This is a genomic window from Anaerovorax odorimutans, assembly GCF_024459955.1.
Classification (GTDB): Bacteria; Bacillota; Clostridia; order Peptostreptococcales; family Anaerovoracaceae; genus Hominibacterium; species Hominibacterium odorimutans_A.
The window spans coordinates 263,533-283,563 of record NZ_JANFXK010000001.1; the positions used below are offsets into that span (position 1 = coordinate 263,533).

Genomic DNA, 20,031 nt, shown 5'->3' on the forward strand with positions numbered 1-20,031 from the left:
ATTGACATGGTGTAACAAACAGCCTTTTTTATGTAACAAACAACTCTTGACAATAAGCACAATGTTATAAAATGGAAAATCTCTGCACACAAAAAGAAACGGACCCACCTTTCGGCGAAGTCCGTTTCTTTTTGTGCATGTAATTGCAAGGAATTTGTTTTATTTAGTTTTTATCTTCTTGACCTTGCTGTAAGCGCCGTAGTACTTCTTGCCATCGATCGTCTTGTACGAACGTACCTTTACGTAGTAGTTCTTCTTGGCTTTCAGTTTTTTCACGGTCTTGCTTGTCTTCGTGGTCGTTGTGCTCTTGAAACTCTTATTCTTCTTCAAAGAGTAAGAAATCTGGTAGCCGCTCACGCCCGCGCTCTTCTGGCTCTTGATCGTTACCTTGAAGGATTTCTTCCCTTTCTTCAGCTTGCTGATGGCAGCTTTGGCAGGGGTGATCCTGAAGGTCGCGGTCTTAGCGCTGAGTCCCGCGCAGTCACCGATCGCGGTAACCGTCACGGTCGCTTTTCCGGTCTTGACGTTATTCTTATAAGCTACGGAGTAGTCTCTTCCGTTTACGAAAGCGGATAATCCGTAGACTGCCGGTGTCTTGGCGCCACCGTTGTAGGTGTACTGGGTCGTTGACAGAGAGATTCTCACGTTGTTGTACGCGGTTCTCTTGGCGTTCCTGTACTCAGTCTCGGCTTTCTGGATCTTAGCCAAATCCGCAGTCAGTAAAGCTTTCGTAGCCGGTGTTTCGGCAACTACGCTGTTGTACATGTTTCTGGCCGCGTCGATCTTGCTCTTGTCTGCTGCTGAATAGGTCGCTGTAGCCGGGAGCTGGTCAGCCAGTTTGCTGACTCTGTTGGCCTGTGAAACTGCCTCACGGTTCTGTGAAGCCTTGCTCAATTCCACCAAATAGTCTACATAGCCCTGGCCATAGTCTTCCTCTTCCATGACTGCTTTTTGATTTTTATCCAGTTTGGCAAAATCCGCTTCAATCTGAGCGATCTGTTTCTGCTGATCATAAGTCAGTACGCTATCTTCGAAATTATCAAATTTTGCCATAGCTGCTTTAACCGCTTGCACCTGATCGTCGAGGATCTGATATGCTTTCTCAGCCTCATTCAGAGTGCTGATATTTCTAATCATGGATTCATTATTTCCAGCGTACTGCTCTTTGAATCCATTGTATGCGCTTCTTGCTGTTTTTATTGCTTTACCGGTTTTGGCAGAATACACAACTTTTCCAATGTTTTTGATTGAATTTTCCACCGAATCCGCAGCTATTGCAGGCTCCATCTGTTTTGTACTGAATACATATTCAGATGCATGCGTCAATGTAATAGCCACTTCCTTATTGGCTTTTACTTCCACAATGCCGTGATCAATTAATGTCAGTTCATCTCCATTCTCATAATAGAGGTATCCTTTTTGGCCTTCCTGCACTTTCTGGTTTGTCAGCGAAAGTGTAATTGTGGCTGGTGCAGGGAAATCGCCTTCATGTTCTAAGCGGATTTTTTCTACTGCTGAATCTTCCGGTAAGCTGCTTGGTACATCGTTCATGTTTTCCAGAACAATATCAGTATTAACACTTACCAGCTTATTGATGTCTTTTGTATCAAATTCAAAAGTTGCGTCGCAAGTCTTTACATCTACATCTCCAACTTTGCGATTAGCAGCTTCCGCCTTGATTACCAGTTTTCCCACAGTATTTTTCTTTGCAATTTCGAAAACGTCTTCTGGAACGGTTTCTATCTCAGTCGGCATCACGATGACAACGTCTTTTATATTCTCCGTTTTCGCATTTTCGATTGCTGTAGATACAGCAGCTGTATTAAAGTCATCGTATTCATCAAGTGATGGCTGTATTGTAATTGTAGCTGAGCCTTCTGCAGTTGCCGCTTTAATAGTTACCTCGCATTCGGCCTTTTCTCCATTCGCCGCTGTTGCGGTAATGGTTACAGGGGTATCCCCCGTTGCGCTTACTGCGGTAACGATGCCTTGTTCGTTAACCGTAGCTTTTTTTTCGTCAGAAGACGCCCACTTTACTTCTCTGTTATAGGCATCCTCCGGAATTACTTTAGCAATCAGCTGTTCTTTATCTCCTACAGTTAACGTGGATTTCTCAGCATTGAGAGCAACACTATCAATTTCGATTCCTTGTTTCCAATTGATAACCTTTCCCTCTTCTGATACTACTTTATACCAGTCACCTGCAAGATAATCTACCCACGCTTCCTCTACCTTACTACCGTCTACATTATCAGCCTGGATTGGGTTTTCTTTCTGCAACTCTCCTCCATAAAGTGTAAAGGAAGGATCTGTTTCTACGCCAGAACCCTTGGAAACGTTAACGCCTCCCCAACCGTTGCCGCTGGCATAGAGATCATTTGCAATTATTGTCGAACCATTTGCAACTGCGCCGTAGCCTTTACAGTCTTTCACTGTCACATTATTTAATTCAGCATAGCTATTCTCACCATATGTCTGAATACCATGTTTTGCTGCCTGATTTCCATTAACCGTCAGATTTTCAATGGTGACAACTGCGCCATTCTGAACACCGATTACATGTCCCAGACCATCTTTTGCTGCCTTAGTAGCATCGGTCTGCTTTGCAGTAATCGTATGATTATTACCCACTAAAGTAATGTTCTTAGTGATTGCAATAGCGGCTGCGTTCGCATCTTGACCCATATCGACGGTAATATCTTTTGTTAATGTAACGGTTTCACCATCTGTAGCTGCCTCAAGGGCTTCCTTCAGTGTTGCATATACCAATGTTCCAACTTTTGCTTCACCTTCGGCAGGGGCAATTCCCTGTTTCCACTGAATAGCTGGCGCATTTTCATCCGTTTTTGTATTAACAGAGTACCAGTCGCCTGCGTTCTTTCCGAAGTTCACATAATCTTTGCTTACCTCGGATTTGTCAACATTGTCTGCCTGAATCGGATTTGCTTCGTTTAAGTTTCCGCTGTTAAACTCAAATCTTGGTTCGGTAGTCACATTAGCTCCCTTTGTTACGTTTACGCCACCCCAGCCATTGTCGTTTGTGGTCAGCCTAGTGGCCGTAATGGATGAGCCGTTCGCAACTACACCGTAACCAAAGCAGTTCTTTACTGTTATAGACGTAAGATTCGCTTCGCTACCATCACCGTATGTCTGAATTCCATGCCTTGCTGCTTTGTTATTTCCATCTACTGTCAGGTTCTTAATTGCAGCCTTTGCACCGTTCTGGACGCCGATCACATGCCCCATGCCGTCCTCAGCGCCGTCTGATTTTTTCGCTGTAATTGTTTTTCCGTTGCCGTCCAATGTTATGCTTTTGTCGATCAGAATTGCAGGCGCAGTCTTGTCTTTGCCCATATCGACTGAGATATCTTTGTTTAGTTTAACAGTATCCCCAGCCCTTGCGGCTTCTATTGCATCCTGCAATGTAAGGTATCCTTCATTTCCAATCTTAGCTACTATTGAGGCTAATTTGCCGTCCTTAACAGTGTAGGTATTGCTTGCTTGCAAAGTTACATCAGCTGCGCCTGTTTTTGCTTTAATATCTTTTACTCCGTCTTTTACAACAACGGTACAGCCTTCTTGTAAGTCAAGTACTTTTCCCTCCGCAAGAGATGTTTCAATTGTCAGTGTCTCGCTCGGGAATACTTTTTCCAGCATGCTGACAGTATGCTGTTCCGCTGTGCCGCGTTTCGCTTCGCCAGCTTTCTTTACGGAAATATTTATGGGTGCTTTCTCTGAACCGCTGATATCGCTTATTGATGTTTTGTATTTTTCAGCAAATGCGTCTTTATCTACAAATTGGAATCCTGCATAAACATCATTATATGTCAGATTTCCTCCGAGGGTCATATCAATAGCAGCCGCCTGTCCATAGTTTACACTGCCAACTCCCCATGTTCCCCAATTTTCTGTACCTGCTGCATTGTCTCCATCGTCATAATAGGACCCTGCGTAAATATTGCCTGCATTTCCTCCGGTAAGATTCAGAGTGGTCTTCCCTGTAATCATTACTCTCTGACCAAGTGCTATATCTTTCGTTTTGCCACCGCTGAAATTGAGGGTGGCATTCTCCACTTCGCCATTGGTACCGCCTAGTAAAATGCCAGCCTGCATCGGGGAAGTCGTTGCTGCGATTGTTCCTCCGCTGATAGTTACGTTAACATCTTTTACATAAGTATAGCCAAACGTACCACCGATTACTGCTTCCATATCTCCGCCGCTGATGGTCATGTTTACCGTGTCAATAGAAGCCTTCTCCTTGCGGTTAGCATAAGTATTGTTTGGAAGGTCTCTAGTTGCTCCGTGGACAATACCGATCGTTCCGCCTTCTACAGTAATATCTGCTGTCTTAACCTTCCCTGCATTAAAGTTACCACCAACTACATAGTCCACGACTCCGCTCTTTACCGTAATCTTTGTGGTATCTAAATCTGTCTTATCATTTAATCCTTCCGTACCGCCGACTACGGTAATCATGTTGGCTGCCGCAACCGGTTGCTTTTCTGTGGCAGCATCTCTAGATACAGTCAGGGATTTTTCTTCCTCCCCCTCTTTCCACGATGCGGTAAATCCGACTTTGCCATCTTCTAAATCTTTTGCCTCTGTAATTGTAACAGGATAACCCTCTGCAAAAAATACCGTTCCGGCATTGTGAGTCTTACTGCCATCCTGATTCACATGCGGCTTTGTTGTATCTACAACCTCATCAGTTGCCGCAGCCTTGGCCGCTTTCTTAGTCGTCTGTGCCTTCGCGGCCTCAGTCGGGTCCTTGTTACTGCTTTCTTCTACCGCAGGCGCTTCTGTCGGCGTCTGGTCTTCCGTCACGACTTTTTCCTGTGTCGCGCCGGTTTCTGCTGCCCAGACGAACGAGCTTGGGAGCGTCATTGTGAACGCAACCGCGATCACGACGACCCACGCCAGAAGCCTGCTGGATTTCTTTTTCCTTGCTTCCATGTTTTCCTCCTTAAAAAATAGTACAAAATAAAATACGTAATAGGCGAACCTGCTAAAAATGAGTACAAAAAACACACTATCAATCATGACAGTGTGTAAACTTTCATTTGATACGAGCTCCCGGATGGAGGGCCTGCTCCATTAAACTACGTTTTACAACTAGCTATCATGGTCCTAATAGCATCATTGATTGTATTTCACCCTTGCATGTCCCCTATTTGTACATTTATACTACCCCCCCCCCACTCACTTTTGTCAATACTTTTCATGTTTTTTTAGCAGGAGAAAATTGTTACATTGAAACGATGTAACAGGCGGATTTCATTATGTAACAAACAGCTCTTGACAGCATCTAAAATGTCATAAAACGGAAAACGACCACATAAAAAGAAACGGACCCGCCTTTCGGCGAAGCCCGTTTCTTTTTGTGCATGTAATTGCAAGGAATTTGTTTTATTTAGTTTTTATCTTCTTGACCTTGCTGTAAGCTCCGTAATACTTCTTGCCGTCGATCGTCTTGTACGAACGTACTTTTACGTAGTAAGTCTTCTTGGCTTTCAGTTTTTTCACGGTCTTGCTTGTCTTCGTGGTCGTTGTGCTCTTGAAACTCTTATTCTTCTTCAACGAGTAAGAAATCTGGTAGCCGCTCACGCCCGCGCTCTTCTGGCTCTTGATCGTTACCTTGAAGGATTTCTTCCCTTTCTTCAGCTTGCTGATGGCAGCTTTGGCCGGAGTGATCCTGAAGGTCGCGGTCTTAGCGCTGAGTCCCGCGCAGTCACCGATCGCGGTAACCGTCACGGTCGCCTTTCCGGTCTTGACGTTATTCCTATAAGCTACGGAGTAGTCTCTTCCGTTTACGAAAGCGGATAATCCGTAGACTGCCGGTGTCTTGGCGCCGCCGGTGTAGGTGTACTGGGTTGTTGACAGGGAGATTCTCGCGTTGTTGTACGCGGTTCTCTTGGCGTTCCTGTACTCGGTTTCGGCTTTCTGGATCTTATTTAACTCGTTCTCCAATAATTGTTTTGCAGCCGGTGTTTCGGCAACTACGCTGTTGTACATGTTTCTGGCCGCGTCGATCTTGCTCTTGTCCGCTGCTGAATAGGTCGCTGTAGCCGGCAGCTGTTCAACCAGCTTGCTGACTCTGTTGGCCTGTGAAACTGTTTCTGCGTCTTTGCTGGCGTCGCGAATATTTCCTAATTCCTGATATATTTCCTCATAAGTATAATCTTCATCAAACGCATCACGCTGCAACGCTTCTTTCTGTTCAATATTTAATGCGTTATAGGCTGCTTCCAGTTTATCGACTTCCTTCTGCTGCGCGTAAGTCATCGCGCCCTTAATTTTGTCCTTAGGGAATTCATCGACTGCCGCTTTGAATGCCTTTACCTGGTCGTCTAACGCTTTATAACTCGCCTCAGCCTTTTCTAAGGTGTCGTATTTTGTAACTAAGTCTGACGATGCTTCTTTGTATTGTTTTTTGAAACCATTATATGCATCTCTGGCTGCTTTAATCGCCTGATATACATCATCTGTATATGTGACCGCACCAATTTTACCAATCAGGACATCAACAGAGTCTGCTGCTGTTTCCGGTTCAATCGGCTCACTGCTGATTACATAGTCAGAAGCATGGTTCAGAGTAAAGGTAACCTTCTTGCTTTTACCATCTTTACCCGCTTTAACCTCCAGTGGCTCATTATCAATCAGTTGGAGCTTTCCGTCCCTGAGATAATAGATATATACAGTATCGTTTACCTGGATGTTCTCATCTGTTATGGTAATTGTAATCGTTGCCGGAGCCGGGAAATCACCCTCATGTGACAGAGACAGTCCAAGCTTCGCCGCATTCTCAGGAAGCTGCGTTGATACGTCATCAATGTCATTCGTCTTAATCTCTGTATTGACTTCTACAAATTTTTCGATAGCCGCAGTCTCGAATTCAAAGGTTGCCTCATAAGTGGTAGCTGTTGCCGGTACTTCTACGATTAATTTGTCCGCATCGCTCTCATTTGCTGCTACAAAGACTTCTTCACTCAGCACCGGAGCCACATTTTCCGGCATTCTGACAACAACTTCTTCTTTTTCTTTTGCATTTCCAATTGCCTGCATAACGTCTGATTCGTTGACTACAGTTTCCTCGTCTTCGTTTGTCGTTGTGCTTGGCGCCACTACAACCTTAACCGGTTCTTTAACAGCTTCCTGTTTTTTCTCTACGGTTATTGTACATTCCGCCGTTTTTTCTCCATCCGCTGCTGTTGCGATGACAGTCGCCTTGCCTTCTTTCACAGCGGTAACAAGTCCATTATCATCGACTGTTATTACATCACTGTCGTCCTCAACCGTCCATGTAACGTCTGTATCGTATGCATTCTCTGGCGCAATTGTTGCGATAAGCTGCGCCTTGTCTCCTTCAGTCAGAGACATTTCGTCAGCATTCAGAACAACGTCTGTAATAGCTGCGCCCGGTGCAAACTGAATGATCGTTTTATCGCCATCTTTTTTTGTTATGTAATGCCATTCAGTGTCTAACTGAATGTCAACCCAATCTGCATTTGGATCCTCAGTGCCAACGTTGTCAATCTGAATAGGATTATTCTCCTGCAGATCTCCACCCTTAAAGGTAAATGTCGGGTCAGTTTCTACACCGGATCCTTTGCCTACATTGACGCCGCCCCAACCGTTATCGCTGGTATACAGACCTTCGGCTGTCACGCTTGATCCGTTTGCTACTACTGCATATCCGATACAGTTGGTGATTTGTACATTCTGCAGTTCTGCAGCGCTGTCGCTTCCATATGTCTGTATTCCGTGTCTGGCTGTATCGTTGCCGTTGATGTCCAGATTCATAATCGTAACACCGCCGCTCTGTACGCCGATCACGTGACCGATATCTGTTTTAGAGCCAATCGCTTTAATGGTCTTTCCGTTTCCGTCTAAAGTAATTGCCTTATCAATGAGGATTGCAGGCTGATTTTTATCCGTTCCCATATCCACCTCAATGTCTTCCATTAAGGTTACTACGGAATTATCTTCAGCGGCAGCAAGCGCCTCTGCGAAAGTCTTATAGGTCACGCCATCTGTCTGAGCTTCGCCCTGTAATTCATTGCTCCACTGAATAAGTGTTTTATTGTCTATTTCACGAACGCTCTTCGTTGCGTACCAGGTTCCGGCGTTATCGCCAAATGTAACCCAGTTTGCCTTTGGCGCCTTGTCACCGACATTGTCTGCCTGGATTGGATTCTTCTCCTGCAGCGTGCCGCTGTTGAAGATAAAGTTTGGCTCGAAATCCACATCCGTGCCCTGTCCAATATTCACTCCGCCCCAGTCATTATCTTTAGCCGTGATTCTGGTCGCGTTCAGCTTACCGCCATTGATCATGAATCCATAACCAACGCAATTGTTCACTGCAACGGAAGTCACTTTCGCTACGCTCTGCTTCTCTTCTTTACTATATACCTGGATGCCATGTTTTGCGACCTTGTTGCCATCGATTGTCAGGTTTTTAATCGCAGCGTTTGCACCGCTGTCAACCTGAATCACATGCCCAATGTTTTCGGATCCGGTAGCTGTGATTGTCTTTCCGTTTCCGTCCAGAGTAATGTCCTTATTGATTAGAATTGCCCCTGTGTTCGGCACGGTGATAGATACTTCAAGGTCTTTGTTTAACTTAACTGTATCCCCATCCTTTGCGGCTTCTATTGCGTCTGCAAGGGATTCATAATACAGCTTGCCAATAACGGCTTCGCCATTGACTTCTTCTGCATTGCTAACCTTATAGCCATCTTTTGTTTTGTTGACCGCATATCCTTCAGTTACATAATCTGATGGGTTGGAGCTGAAGGTTCCGCCGGTAACGTTAATTCCATCGATTTTATTGCCATCGTCCTTTACAACGTATACGGCTTCACAGGATTTGGACGCTACGTTGCCTCCACTGATTGAGATGCTTCTGGTGTCTTTTGTCTCATTATTGTGGTTATATCCTTCTGCATAGTCAACGATAATTCCGTTCGGAATCAGATCATAAGTTCTGTCTCCAACCTTGCCTTTCAGATCTTTGTCACCCCTGGCATCTATCGTTGCTTTCTGCAGGTCAAGGGCACCGTTTCGCATAACAACGCCCGGTCCTTTTGTACTGATAATCGTTCCGCCGTTGATGTTCAGGTTTCCTGACTGCGGGTGATAAATACCACAGCTCGTATAACCATTAGAAACAATTTCACCAATGAGAGCGCCGCCGTTGAAATTAATGGTGGTTCCTCCATCGTTCGTTGTATTATCCTTGGTTCCGTTTCCAGCAATCGCTGCATTATCTCTGGCTCTCACATAGCCGGCATTCATATTCAGCACGGCGCCGTTTCCGTAAACGCCAATACCATATTCCTGACTATCGATTGACGCTCCTTCAATAGTTAATTTGGAATCTATTGCCGTTTCCCATGTGTCAGCCTTTTCATTTCCTATTACGTTGATGCCGTTATCTGTTTTAGAATAAATCTTTCCTCCGGGATAATCATCGTAATTTCCCTCACTATATACATAATCCGCTTTGACTGTGCTGTCTTTTATTGTGAGGTCCGCACCTTTCATTACCTTGAGTGGCACATAACCACAATTGATGTCTTTTCCATTCAGGTCGAGGGTAAGTTTTTTTGCTTCTACAGCAATTGAACTTTCCAAGGTTACGTCTTTTAACAGCTTTACAGTCTCTTTATCTGTTGCTGCTGCGATTGCTTCTGCCAGAGACGCGTATCCCTTGTCTCCAATGTTCGCAACAGATTCCTCATCACTGCTATTTAATGCTCTGACGATAAAGTTATCTCCTGATTGTTCAGATTTATAGCCAGCAATTACATAGTCTGATGGATTGGAGCTGAAGATTCCGCCACTGATCTTTAAATGGTCTGACGCATCCGCCCATGTGCCCCATGTCTTATCACTGTTCCACTTATAAGCTACAACTGCATCGTTATGTTCGGATGTAAACTCGCCGGCGGTAATTGTCAGGGAAGGATCTCCTCCTGGGTAATTTCTGCTTACTAGAGAAATAGCGGCTCCGTCACAAATCAGTCCATCACCTTCTCCTTTATTGGCTTTATTGTCCTGACCGGTGGCGATAATCTTTCCGCCTGTGATATTGATACTGCCTTCGCCCGCGCACATCTGAACACCGGTAGCTCCTTCCAGCGTTCCGCCTTCAATAGCTAACTTACCATCCTGTGGATGATAGACTGCTGCGTTATCATCAGTCGCAAGTCCTTTAATGGTTCCACCTTTTATGATAATTTCAGTTCCTGAATTCTTTGCCAGACCATTTCCGGCAATCCCGTAATATTGACCTACTAAAGTTCCATTTTCAACCGTCAATTTTCCTGCGCCCATTACTCCAACGGCCGCAAATGCGGTTTTTCCACTATTGATTTCACCGTTTCCAGTAATAGTTAACTCTGACTCTGCGCCGTTCACTTCTAATGGCTGTGTATGCTGCTGCTCATCAGTAAATAGTTGATCTCCTCCAGTAATTTTCTTCTCTGCCAGATCTAAAGTAATAGCTTTCTTTCCGGTTACAACTATCTTCTTATCGACGGTTACGTCTTTTAACAGCTTTACAGTCTCTTTATCTGTTGCTGCCGCGATTGCTTCCTCCAGAGATACATATCCCTTGTCTCCAATGCTCGCAACAGATTCTTCTGTGCTGCCAGGAGTTGTCGGGTCCTCAGTCCCGGTTGCCGCAGCCTTCGCTGCTTTCTTCTCCGTCTGTGCCTTCGCGGCCTCAGTCGGGTCCTTGTTACTGCTTTCTTCTACTGCAGGCGCTTCTGTCGGCGTCTGGTCTTCCGTCACGACTTTTTCCTGTGTCGCGCCGGTTTCTGCTGCCCAGACGAATGAGCTTGGGAGCGTCATTGTGAACGCAACCGCGATCACGACAACCCACGCCAGAAGCCTGCTGGATTTCTTTTTCCTTGCTTCCATGTCTTCCTCCTTAAAAAATAGTACAAAACAAAATATTCGATAGGCGGATCTGCTAAAAATGAGTACAAAAAACACACTATCAATCATGACAGTGTGTAAACTTTCATTTGATACGAGAGCCCAGGCGGAGGGACTGCCCCATTAAACTACTTTTTACAACTAGCTATCATGGTCCTAATAGCATCATTGATTGTATTTCACCTTTGCGGTTCCCCTACTTGTACATTTATACTACCCCCCCCCCACTCACTTTTGTCAATACTTTTCGTGTTTTTTTAGCAGGATAAAATCGTTACATTGACACAATGTAACAGGCGGATTTCATTATGTAACAAACAGCTCTTGACTGCTATCGGTCAATCCCATTTTACGCCGTCCGCCTGAATCGCTTCCGCATAAATCAGAACATCAAAAGGTTCCAGTTGGGCCTGACTGACATTGTCCTGAATCTGTATGGAGGTAAACAAAGGGATGGTTTTTTCGCCCGGCTGCAAGATGGAATTATAATAAAAGTAGTCGCCTTTGGCTGTCCATGCTTCCGTATTGAAGTCCACCGATGAAAATTTGATCATTTTGCTGCTTGTATATTTTGCCAGAACCCTGACCGAGCATGGCACCGGGCCGGTATTGGCTACCGCGACTTCCTTCTTGATTGAAATGCCCGGAAGAAGCTTTCGGGGCGGTTTGAAATCCTCTTCAATGGCGATTTCTCCATATCCGACTGTAAAGGCGTTGACCGTCTGGTCCCGATAGGTGCTGTACGCCAGAATTCCGAAGCATCCTGCCGCTAATAAGAGCAAAAGGACCATCGCGGCAATCAGTGGCTTGTCACGATTTTTAATCTTCACCATAGCGAACCTCTTTGTGCTTTTTCCTTTTCGAAAGAACACGGCCGGTGGCGATGAATCCGGCCAGCAGAATCGTTGTCAAAACCATCCCTCTTGCAGATTTTAAAAAAGCTGCCGCATATCCGGCCTTTGGTATTGAAAAAATTGTTTTCCCTATGATTTCCGCCTTCTTTACAGGCGCCGTATCCGCAGTCAGATTGTTGTCGCCTTTCGTTCGATAGACGCCGTCTTTCTCCGCAATGATCCGGTGGGCAACCGGCAGCCTTCCCTTTGAGAAGGCTACGATATCCCCCACCTCAATCTCTGTAGACTTTTTATCCACAAAGCACAGGCTGCCCGCAGGAACCACCGGTTCCATGGATCCCGATAAAACGATATACGGGCTCATATTGCCGAAAAGCCTCATGCCTCCCAATGCCAGTACTATGAACATTGCCAGAAAGATCAAAATCGTCTCCAGTATGCGATATAGTTTTATTGCCATAGTCTCCTCCCCCTGTTACTGAAAACCAACGCGATGATTCCACCGGCCGTTAAAAGCATTATGAACGCTGCTGCAAAAAGTCCGGTGTCATCTCCTGTCTGTACGGGATTTCCCTCTGTATCCTGCGCCATAAAGCACCATGTCACCTGATCCCTGAGAACCTGATAAGGATTGCGCAGGTCCTCAGGCACGCTGACGGTAAAGGAAATATCCCGAACACCGCCGGGGACCAACTCTGCCAGCAGGCGGTAATCCGATAAATCGCCGCAGGTCATCGGCCCTTTATAAAACAGCTCGTCGCCTGAGCGGATTGTCAGCTGCATCCGCCGCAGCAATGAGCTGTCCTCAGCGGTTGCTTTGAAATAAATTCGAACCTTTTTCTTTTCCGGGTTTCTCAGCTTCATCGTATCGCTGTAAATGTCTCCCGGCATCAGGCGGTCCAGACGGGACATGAACGAATCTCCATCCGCCGCAATGGTTTTCGCGCCTCCCTGATAGACCAGATTGATTCCCCGTTTGTCGGTCTTTTTGCTGACACCGGTGCGGTAGTTTTCGCCGATCTGGGATACTTCTGTTTCTATGCTTCCCCACGGGCTGCCGCTGTCGAAATCCGGGTTTAAATTTTCCGCCTGAATGGCTTCCGCAGTAATCTCCACACGAAATTCGGAAGCATCGGTTTCACTCCAATCCCCCGGCACCTGCAGCCCCTGATACAAATCGGCCGCCTGTCCATGTTTCAGCGGGCGGGTATAATAAAAATATTTCTCCTGCCTGACCCAGCCCGGCTCCATGCCATAGAAATCCTTCGTATCAATAACCCTCGTGTTCTGGAACTCTCCATGGATCTTTATTTCCGCCCGTACATAGCATTCTTCCGCACGGTTGATGACTCTGGGAATCATTGAAATTCTTTGCCCCGGAACGACATTGCCGGGGACTGTAAATTTCTTCTTGGTTCCGCCTTCCACCATCTTTGATTCCAGCTCAATACTGACTCCGCCTGTCTGAAATCTGCTGAAAACGCTCTGCTCCGGCAAGGCCGCAAGTCCCAGTATTCCCCCTGTCAGCAAGGTGAAAGCCAGCACTGCGGCTGCTGCTGTTTTCCGCCTCTTCATTTCAGCCTGCTGTCTGCTGGTTCTCTAGGACAGGCCAGATATCTTCGGGCGCTGTTTTCCCTCCGTCAATGTCCACCGTCTGTATCCCATAAGCCTCCACCGGAAGCTCAAGCGTTTCTTCTTCCATGCCCTGCCCTTCGATCACATTGATAAACCGAATCGCTCCGCCGGAAAAGAGCACCGGTGTGGTTTCTCCTGCTGCCAGAGGCTTACAGGCCTCTTTCGTTCCGTATGCGTAGACATATCTGCACCCGTCTTCGCCGTCTTCCCGGACAATCTGCGTCCACCCTTCACTGATCCCATAAGCAAACAGCTCCTGATTGATGGCTACATTCTGAGATCCGTTCTCATTGGCCGTTTTCACTGTTGCTTTCGGTATTGTGAATTCCAAGAACACAAAAGCGTCGTTGATGCCCGTATTGGTCACATATGGATCTTTAGCCAGGCTTTTATTCGGCGTGATATTCCGGTGTTCCTCCGGACGGGCATTGTACTCCGGTTCTTTCAGTTCAATGGCAACCTTACCGGTCGTGAACACGTTTGCCGCCGAATCCACATCTGTAAAATAGGCGCTGATCCCTCCGATGGTAATTACAGCAGCAAGCCCTGCCGCTAAAAGTACGGTTTTTCTTATTGATTTTTTCTCTTTTCCCATTTTTCTTTCCCTTTCTATATGCTGAACCCTGCCCTCACATCGAAGGCCGGAATCCAGGTATTGATAATATTGAAGCCTTTATACTCTGTTTCATAGCCTGCGATCCGGGCGTACGGTCTGTAGGCGATTACCTTTCCTCCTTCGTACTTGGGAAGTCCGGTAAAACGGTAGCTCCACTTTCCGTCCGCTCCGGGCCCTGCGATTCCCTGAGCTGCCACAGCATCGCCCTTCATAACCTTTACCTCCACCGATGCGGGGCGGTTATTCATCACATTGCCTAAATCTTCCCAAAGGATTTCCCCTGAAACATCTGTGGTGTAGTAGGCTGTTCTGGAATAGATCAGATTGTACCCTGAAACAACGGGGCCTGTGTAGCCGCTCAAAGCGTTTCCGGTTACTCCATAGGAGCTGACTCCCCCGCCTGCCTTATAGACCGGAACTGAGACGTTCCAGGCGCCGCCGGCGGCAAAGCTGGTATAGGCTTGCCCGTCCCGCATAATCGTTACGGTCCGCGTACTTCGCAAGCCATCCTGGTTGTTGTTATCCTGCCAGATAATGCTGCCGGACAACGTCTTTGACGTGGATACCGCCGGAATTGTTACATTTGCGGAAGCTTTACAGACTCCCGGCCCGTAGCCGCCGGAGGAGATATCCGTCGTGGTGATGCTGACAGGTACGGTTCTGGCGGCGGACCCATAGGCGAAATAGACCGTCTTGGTGTAAAGGTTTTTGGTTACGGTCGATGAATTGTTTCCGCCGCTCAAACCGTTGAAGGTTTTCGTGTAAGTTTCCCCGTTTATCTTGATATGAACTTTATGGGTCTTGGTGGTGCTGAATTTGTATTTGATAATTTTCAGCTGCGCGGTTACCTCCAGCTTGTACCGGCTGTTGGCGGCATCGCTTGATAAGGTATAGACGCAGTTGAAGTCATATTTGGAACCGTTCTTGGAAGTGGTGCCCGAAACGGTTTTTGCCATCACCGGCTCCAGAAGAACAATCAACAGCACTCCGCAGACAGCCAGGCAGAAGACACATCGCTTCAGTTGTTTCCAGCTCTTTTCTTTGTTCCGCATCTTTCTTCCCTCCTATCTTGCCGCGCCATTCTCACGGATGAAGCAAAAGCCTTTATCCGATTCCAGATTGGCGGAACGCAGCCACCATGGCCGCCCAAAGGCCAGGGCCGTTTCTCCGTCCGCCGCTCCATCGGGAACCAAATTGCGAAACAGTTTGTACTGAGTTCCCTCACCTTTTCCGCTCCGCAGCTTTCCCCAGTCCGTATCTTCGAAATAGATGGAAGGCTCCAGTTCCCGGCCTTCATAACCCCATGCGCCGCAGACCTCCGATTGCGACAGCAGCCAGAGGCGATCCCAGGTTATCGCGCCGGCAGGTCCGGCCTCATCGTAGGCCCAGCTTTCTTTTTTCACAGCGGCAACTACATCCGGCAGTGTTTTCGAGAGGTCGGAAAGACTTTGACGCAGCTGCGAATCCTTCCAGCCGCCCCGGTTGGTCTGCTGCGGATTGTATTTGGCTGTTGCCAGCGGTTCCTGAATAAGAAAGGAAATCCCTGCTCTGGTGCCGTCTTCCTTTATATCCTGATTAAATCCCAGGAGCATGGCATGATAGGTCTGCCCGTTCAGAGAAAAGGCTTTCATGTGACGGAGGGTTTCCTGTGAAAGCGTTCCGTCCCGCAGATCCTCTTTAACTGCGGTGAAGCATTCATCAAACAAGGTCTCCGCCATCCCCGAATCGGCGGCCTCCTTTATTTCTTCCCATGTGTAATCATCCAAATGCTTGTCCTTCCAGCCGGCGTACAGGGTCCGATCCTCTGTCAGCACCCGTTTTGTGTCAAAGGGAATCCCGCACTGCTGATCCTCGTACCATCCGAGAAACGCGAACCCGGAGCGAACGGGAATATAACTCCCCTCCTTATAATCGGAAAGGCTGTCATACTTTTCTGCCACAAGAGGCGCCAATGGCTCGCCGCCCCTCGTATCGAAGCGGATCGTTACCGTCTTTACCGCCTCCACTTTATAGCCGATCGCTGTCCTGCGGCTGATGCCGTCTTCCTCGTATTCAATGACCGTCGTATAGGTTCCGGCTGTTTTCGGGACTTTAACCAGAGGCGTTCCGTCTTCCCTGTTCAAAGCATATTCTCCCGGTTCCAAGGCCTCCTCAGTCCCGTCATCGTAGGCTGCCGTTACTTTCAGTTTTTCCCGGGGAAAGGGGCTGTTGCCCTCCAGCAGCTGTTTTCCGCTGTATTCGGCCACCAGCCCTGTAAGCCTGCGGCTCAGCCGGATCATGTTGGTCTTTGAAGCAGTATCCGAATAGTCCTGCCACTGTACCTTTTCATTGATAAAGGTAACGGCGCCATTGCGGCCTTCTGTCAGGTCAAATACAGCCTTCATTCCTTCTTTTCTGCCGTTTTCCGTCATTCCGGACAGTCCACTCGGCCGGTAGCGGATATGGTCCAGTTCCTCTACCGTATAGGTTCCGGCTTTCAGTCCCGAAAAGATAAGGGAATTTTGTACGACACCGTTTTGATCCCTATGCTCCTTCACGTATTCCTCCGGGAACGTGACAATCTGATATTCCTCCCAGGGTTCACCGTCTACGGTTTCCCCCGACAGCCGGAATACGAAACAGGGCGTCCCGTGGGCCGGATGGATATCCTCTGCCCTGAGCTGTTTGTTTACGGTCACCTGACAAGCTTCGACGCTGTCCACAGCCTCCACGTGCTGGGTGCTCCCACCTGTGGTGCTGTTCACAGAAAAACGAATTTTCTCTCCGCTCAAACCGTATCCCTTGGGTGGCTGCTTTTCCAGGAAATAATAGCCGCCCCAGGACAAATTGCCCACTTCGATCCTGCCTTCCTCATCCGTGGATAAGCCGCCTTTTATCAGCCGCCCTCCATCGTCAAAGAGATCATACACCGCGCCCTTCAGTCTCAGGGTCTTTGACTCATCCGTCTTGGTCAGGATTATCGATCCTTTTTTCTGCTGGTTTTGAACCTTAATCACTTGACTGAGGGACTCCGGTCCAACGGTGATTTTCCGAACCTGCGCCGACTGCACATACCCTTTGGGCGCTTTTTCCTCTTTGAGGAAATACGTTCCCCAGTTCAGGTTGTTTATTCGGAAAGTCCCTTTTTCATCGGTTTCGCAGGCTGCGATTCTTTGGCTACACGCCTCATCGTCATAGAGCGCAAACTCTGCGCCGGCGATGCTGTTGCCGCTGTCGTCCTTTTTTACAACCTCAATGGAACCGTACTTTCGCTGGTTATAGGCAGTAACTTCCGTTATTTCAGCATCCTTCACCTTTTCTGCCGCTTCCGCCCTCTCAATCTCCACATCGATCCGCTCCGCCGCCTTCTCATAGCCGGGCGGAGCTTTTTGTTCGATAAAGTAATAACTGCCCGGATACAATCCTTTTACGTACAGCAGGCCGTTTTTATCCGTGACATACTTACCCAGGTATTGATCCGGCGCCGGACTCCCCTCCCGGTCCTTTTCTCCCTGCCGGTAAGCCAGATATTCGGCCCCCGAAAGGTGATTCTCTGTCTTCTCTCCACTTTCCAGCTTTTCGTATTTGCTCAGGCGTATCCCATAGGGAACATGGGTGTTAACCAAATCAAATCCCTTATTCTCAGTGTCATATCCGTCTACAGGCTTTTCCTCGATTGAATATTGTATTTGTCTGCCCCTGTGCCGATATTTATCGACTTCCCAGGAATACTGCCAGTCATCGCCTGCTGAAATCGTTTTGGAGGCATACCGTTCTCCGTCCCGCATCAGATAGACAATAATCCTTTTGGGTCGCAATTTATCCAGATTTTCCGCATCGTTCCAGTGTTTTTTACCTGCTATAGTCACCTGTTCCGGAGGATGGGTATTAATGAGGTCAAATCCTGAAACCTGAATCGTATAGCCGGGGATCGGAACCTCTTCTACGGTGTAGCGTATTTCCCGTTCTTCTTTATCAAAACGGTCCAGATTTTTAAAACCGTACTTCCAGTTCTGTTTTTCATCTGTGGTCGTTTCCAGCAGCGGCTTCCCGTCTGCCAAAAGACGAATCGTGACCGATGCGGGGCGAATCCCATCCTGATCATCCTTGTCCTTCCAGATCTTTTGTCCCCGTATGTCATAGGGATTGATATGAACGGAAGCCTGGGCTGTTTTCCGGGGAACGAACATTGCCTCAGCAAGAACCCGATTGACGATATCCCGATCAGCGGCCTTCTTTTCAGCTCTGGCTTTATAGCGGATCGTCACTGTCTGCCCGTAGTCCAGCCGGTCCAGTCTGACCTTATATCCGTTTTCAAGATGAGTCAGCTGAGCGCCCGCAGCGCCATCCACCTGTATGGTTTCTCTCCGGATTTTCACTTCAGGCGGCAGGCTGTTATCCTCAATGGAGAGATCCAGCGCCGATGCCTTCGGCCTTGTCTGGGTCACCTTCACCGTATAGGCAATCTCATCCCCAACCCGGTATTCTTTTTGAGAAGCCTCTTTGGTTACGGAAAGCTTCGGAAGCGGCAGCTCCGTTGTCACGGTATTGGTGCTGCGAACCGCCTCACCGCTGCCCGTTTTATACAGGACCTTTCCAGTATTTTGAAAGACAAAAGCATCTCGGCCGGCGTCATAATGTCCGTGCTCCCTGAGGAGGTTTTCTGCGGCATCGGGCTTAATGCCGGCTTCGATGTACAGCTGATAGTTGCAGCCGTAAAAGGCTTTATCTCCGCAGTTCCCTGCTGACGCTGTGACCGTCTGGCCTGACCGGCTTATGGAAAACTGCGCCGACACATCCTGACTTTCATTTCTATAAACTTTCACGCTTTTTATCTCCAGGCAGCTGTCCAGCGTATCGGAAAGAGAAAAGCCTTTATAGAAGTTTCCCTGTTCCGTCTCAAGGGGAACCAGGCCGTTGAGGCAGTAGGTCCAGCGATCCCTTGCGGAAGCTGCGGTATTGACGGAGACTTTCGTTTCGTCCCCGTCGGATACGGATTTTTCCACAGCCGGAGGTATCGGCGAGGGAATCATGGAAGGAATATATTTTGCGGCGTCGAAACCGATCACGTTGTCCGAAGAATCCGCATTGCCGTCCAGCACATACTGGGTATGGTTTTTGCCCGCGAATTGGTAGGAAAACATAGCCGTGGCCGCTTTTCCCGGGTCATAGTTCCCGTGGGATTCGTTGGGTATAAGGACATCGTCCGATTTTATCAGCAGAAGGCCGTCCTCTTTTTTATATTTGAGAATCGTTCCCTTGGAATTGGTCCAGATCTTTTTGATCTGGTCAGCGGGAATCGCCAGTCCCTGGGCATCGTCCACATCTATGTAAGTAAAAAAGCCCTTTACCTGAATCGGCGTGTCGGTGCCGGAAACAAAGAATTCATGCTTCATTTTAAGCCACTTGACGTTGGTCCACCAGATCTTGCAGAAGCCTCCCGTTGCAAAGGCTTTTTTCTTGTCCTTCAGCGACCAGTTGGTGTAAGTGGTCTTTACATCCACCCAGGTATTGTTGTATTGGAACAGCTTGTTGTATCGAACACCGCATTTGCCCTTGCTGTTCTTATTGAGATAAAAGCCTTTTCGTTTCGTCCCCGCGTTATCCGTATAGTTGGCTGTCGTGCCGAAATACACGTCCACTGCCTTGGAGGCGGTTTTGAAGCTGTACTCCGGCTCTACCATGTCCGAACTGATAAAGTTCTCTCTGACCGGCTTAGCAGCATAATTGAATTTCCTAATCCCCGAATAGGATGACAACGACCGGTAGCTGCCGCCGTCTATTGTAAAGGCCCTTGCTTCCCAGACAAGGCCTGCCAGCAGAAAAAGCATCGTTACAAGTGCTAAAACCATCCGCAGATGGTGAAAGTCGCCATAGAACCGATCACCTCGTATATCAGAAGTCCCTTTGTATTTTCCCATTGCAAGAATCCCCCTTTGTACATATTCCCGCTTTTATCCCGTCACTCCGTTTACATTTATTTACATTATGGGATATTTTACAAAT

At 47.6% G+C, this 20,031-nt stretch carries 8 protein-coding genes; all 8 read right to left on the reverse strand.

Going from position 1 to position 20,031, the window contains the following annotated elements:
- Positions 1-159: 159 nt before the first annotated feature.
- The 8 genes from NE619_RS01200 to NE619_RS01235 all read right to left on the reverse strand — a co-directional run bounded on the left by NE619_RS01200 (position 160) and on the right by NE619_RS01235 (position 19,946).
- Positions 160-4,953, reverse strand: coding sequence for an Ig-like domain-containing protein (locus NE619_RS01200; RefSeq protein WP_256130529.1), 4,794 nt, complete (start codon positions 4,951-4,953; stop codon positions 160-162).
- A 453-nt stretch (positions 4,954-5,406) separates the two neighbouring features.
- Entirely contained in the window at positions 5,407-10,923 is a 5,517-nt protein-coding gene (locus NE619_RS01205; RefSeq protein WP_256130530.1) for an Ig-like domain-containing protein, read from the reverse strand.
- Between the two features lie 356 nt (positions 10,924-11,279).
- On the reverse strand, positions 11,280-11,774 hold the full coding sequence (locus tag NE619_RS01210; RefSeq protein WP_256130531.1) for a hypothetical protein: 495 nt from the start codon (positions 11,772-11,774) through the stop codon (positions 11,280-11,282).
- Positions 11,761-12,255 (reverse strand): signal peptidase I, encoded by a 495-nt coding sequence (locus NE619_RS01215; protein WP_256130532.1) that lies wholly within the window; start codon positions 12,253-12,255, stop codon positions 11,761-11,763. Before NE619_RS01215 ends, NE619_RS01210 begins: the two co-directional genes overlap by 14 nt.
- A complete protein-coding gene (locus tag NE619_RS01220) occupies positions 12,246-13,370 on the reverse strand; it encodes a hypothetical protein (RefSeq protein WP_256130533.1) in 1,125 nt (374 codons plus the stop codon). Before NE619_RS01220 ends, NE619_RS01215 begins: the two co-directional genes overlap by 10 nt.
- A gap of 1 nt (position 13,371) precedes the next feature.
- Positions 13,372-14,025, reverse strand: coding sequence for a SipW-dependent-type signal peptide-containing protein (locus tag NE619_RS01225; RefSeq protein WP_256130534.1), 654 nt, complete (start codon positions 14,023-14,025; stop codon positions 13,372-13,374).
- Between the two features lie 14 nt (positions 14,026-14,039).
- Complete coding sequence (locus NE619_RS01230) at positions 14,040-15,098, reverse strand: Cna B-type domain-containing protein (RefSeq protein ID WP_256130535.1); 1,059 nt, start codon at positions 15,096-15,098, stop codon at positions 14,040-14,042.
- A gap of 12 nt (positions 15,099-15,110) precedes the next feature.
- Positions 15,111-19,946, reverse strand: coding sequence for a SpaA isopeptide-forming pilin-related protein (locus NE619_RS01235; protein ID WP_256130536.1), 4,836 nt, complete (start codon positions 19,944-19,946; stop codon positions 15,111-15,113).
- Between the last annotated feature and the right edge of the window lie 85 nt (positions 19,947-20,031).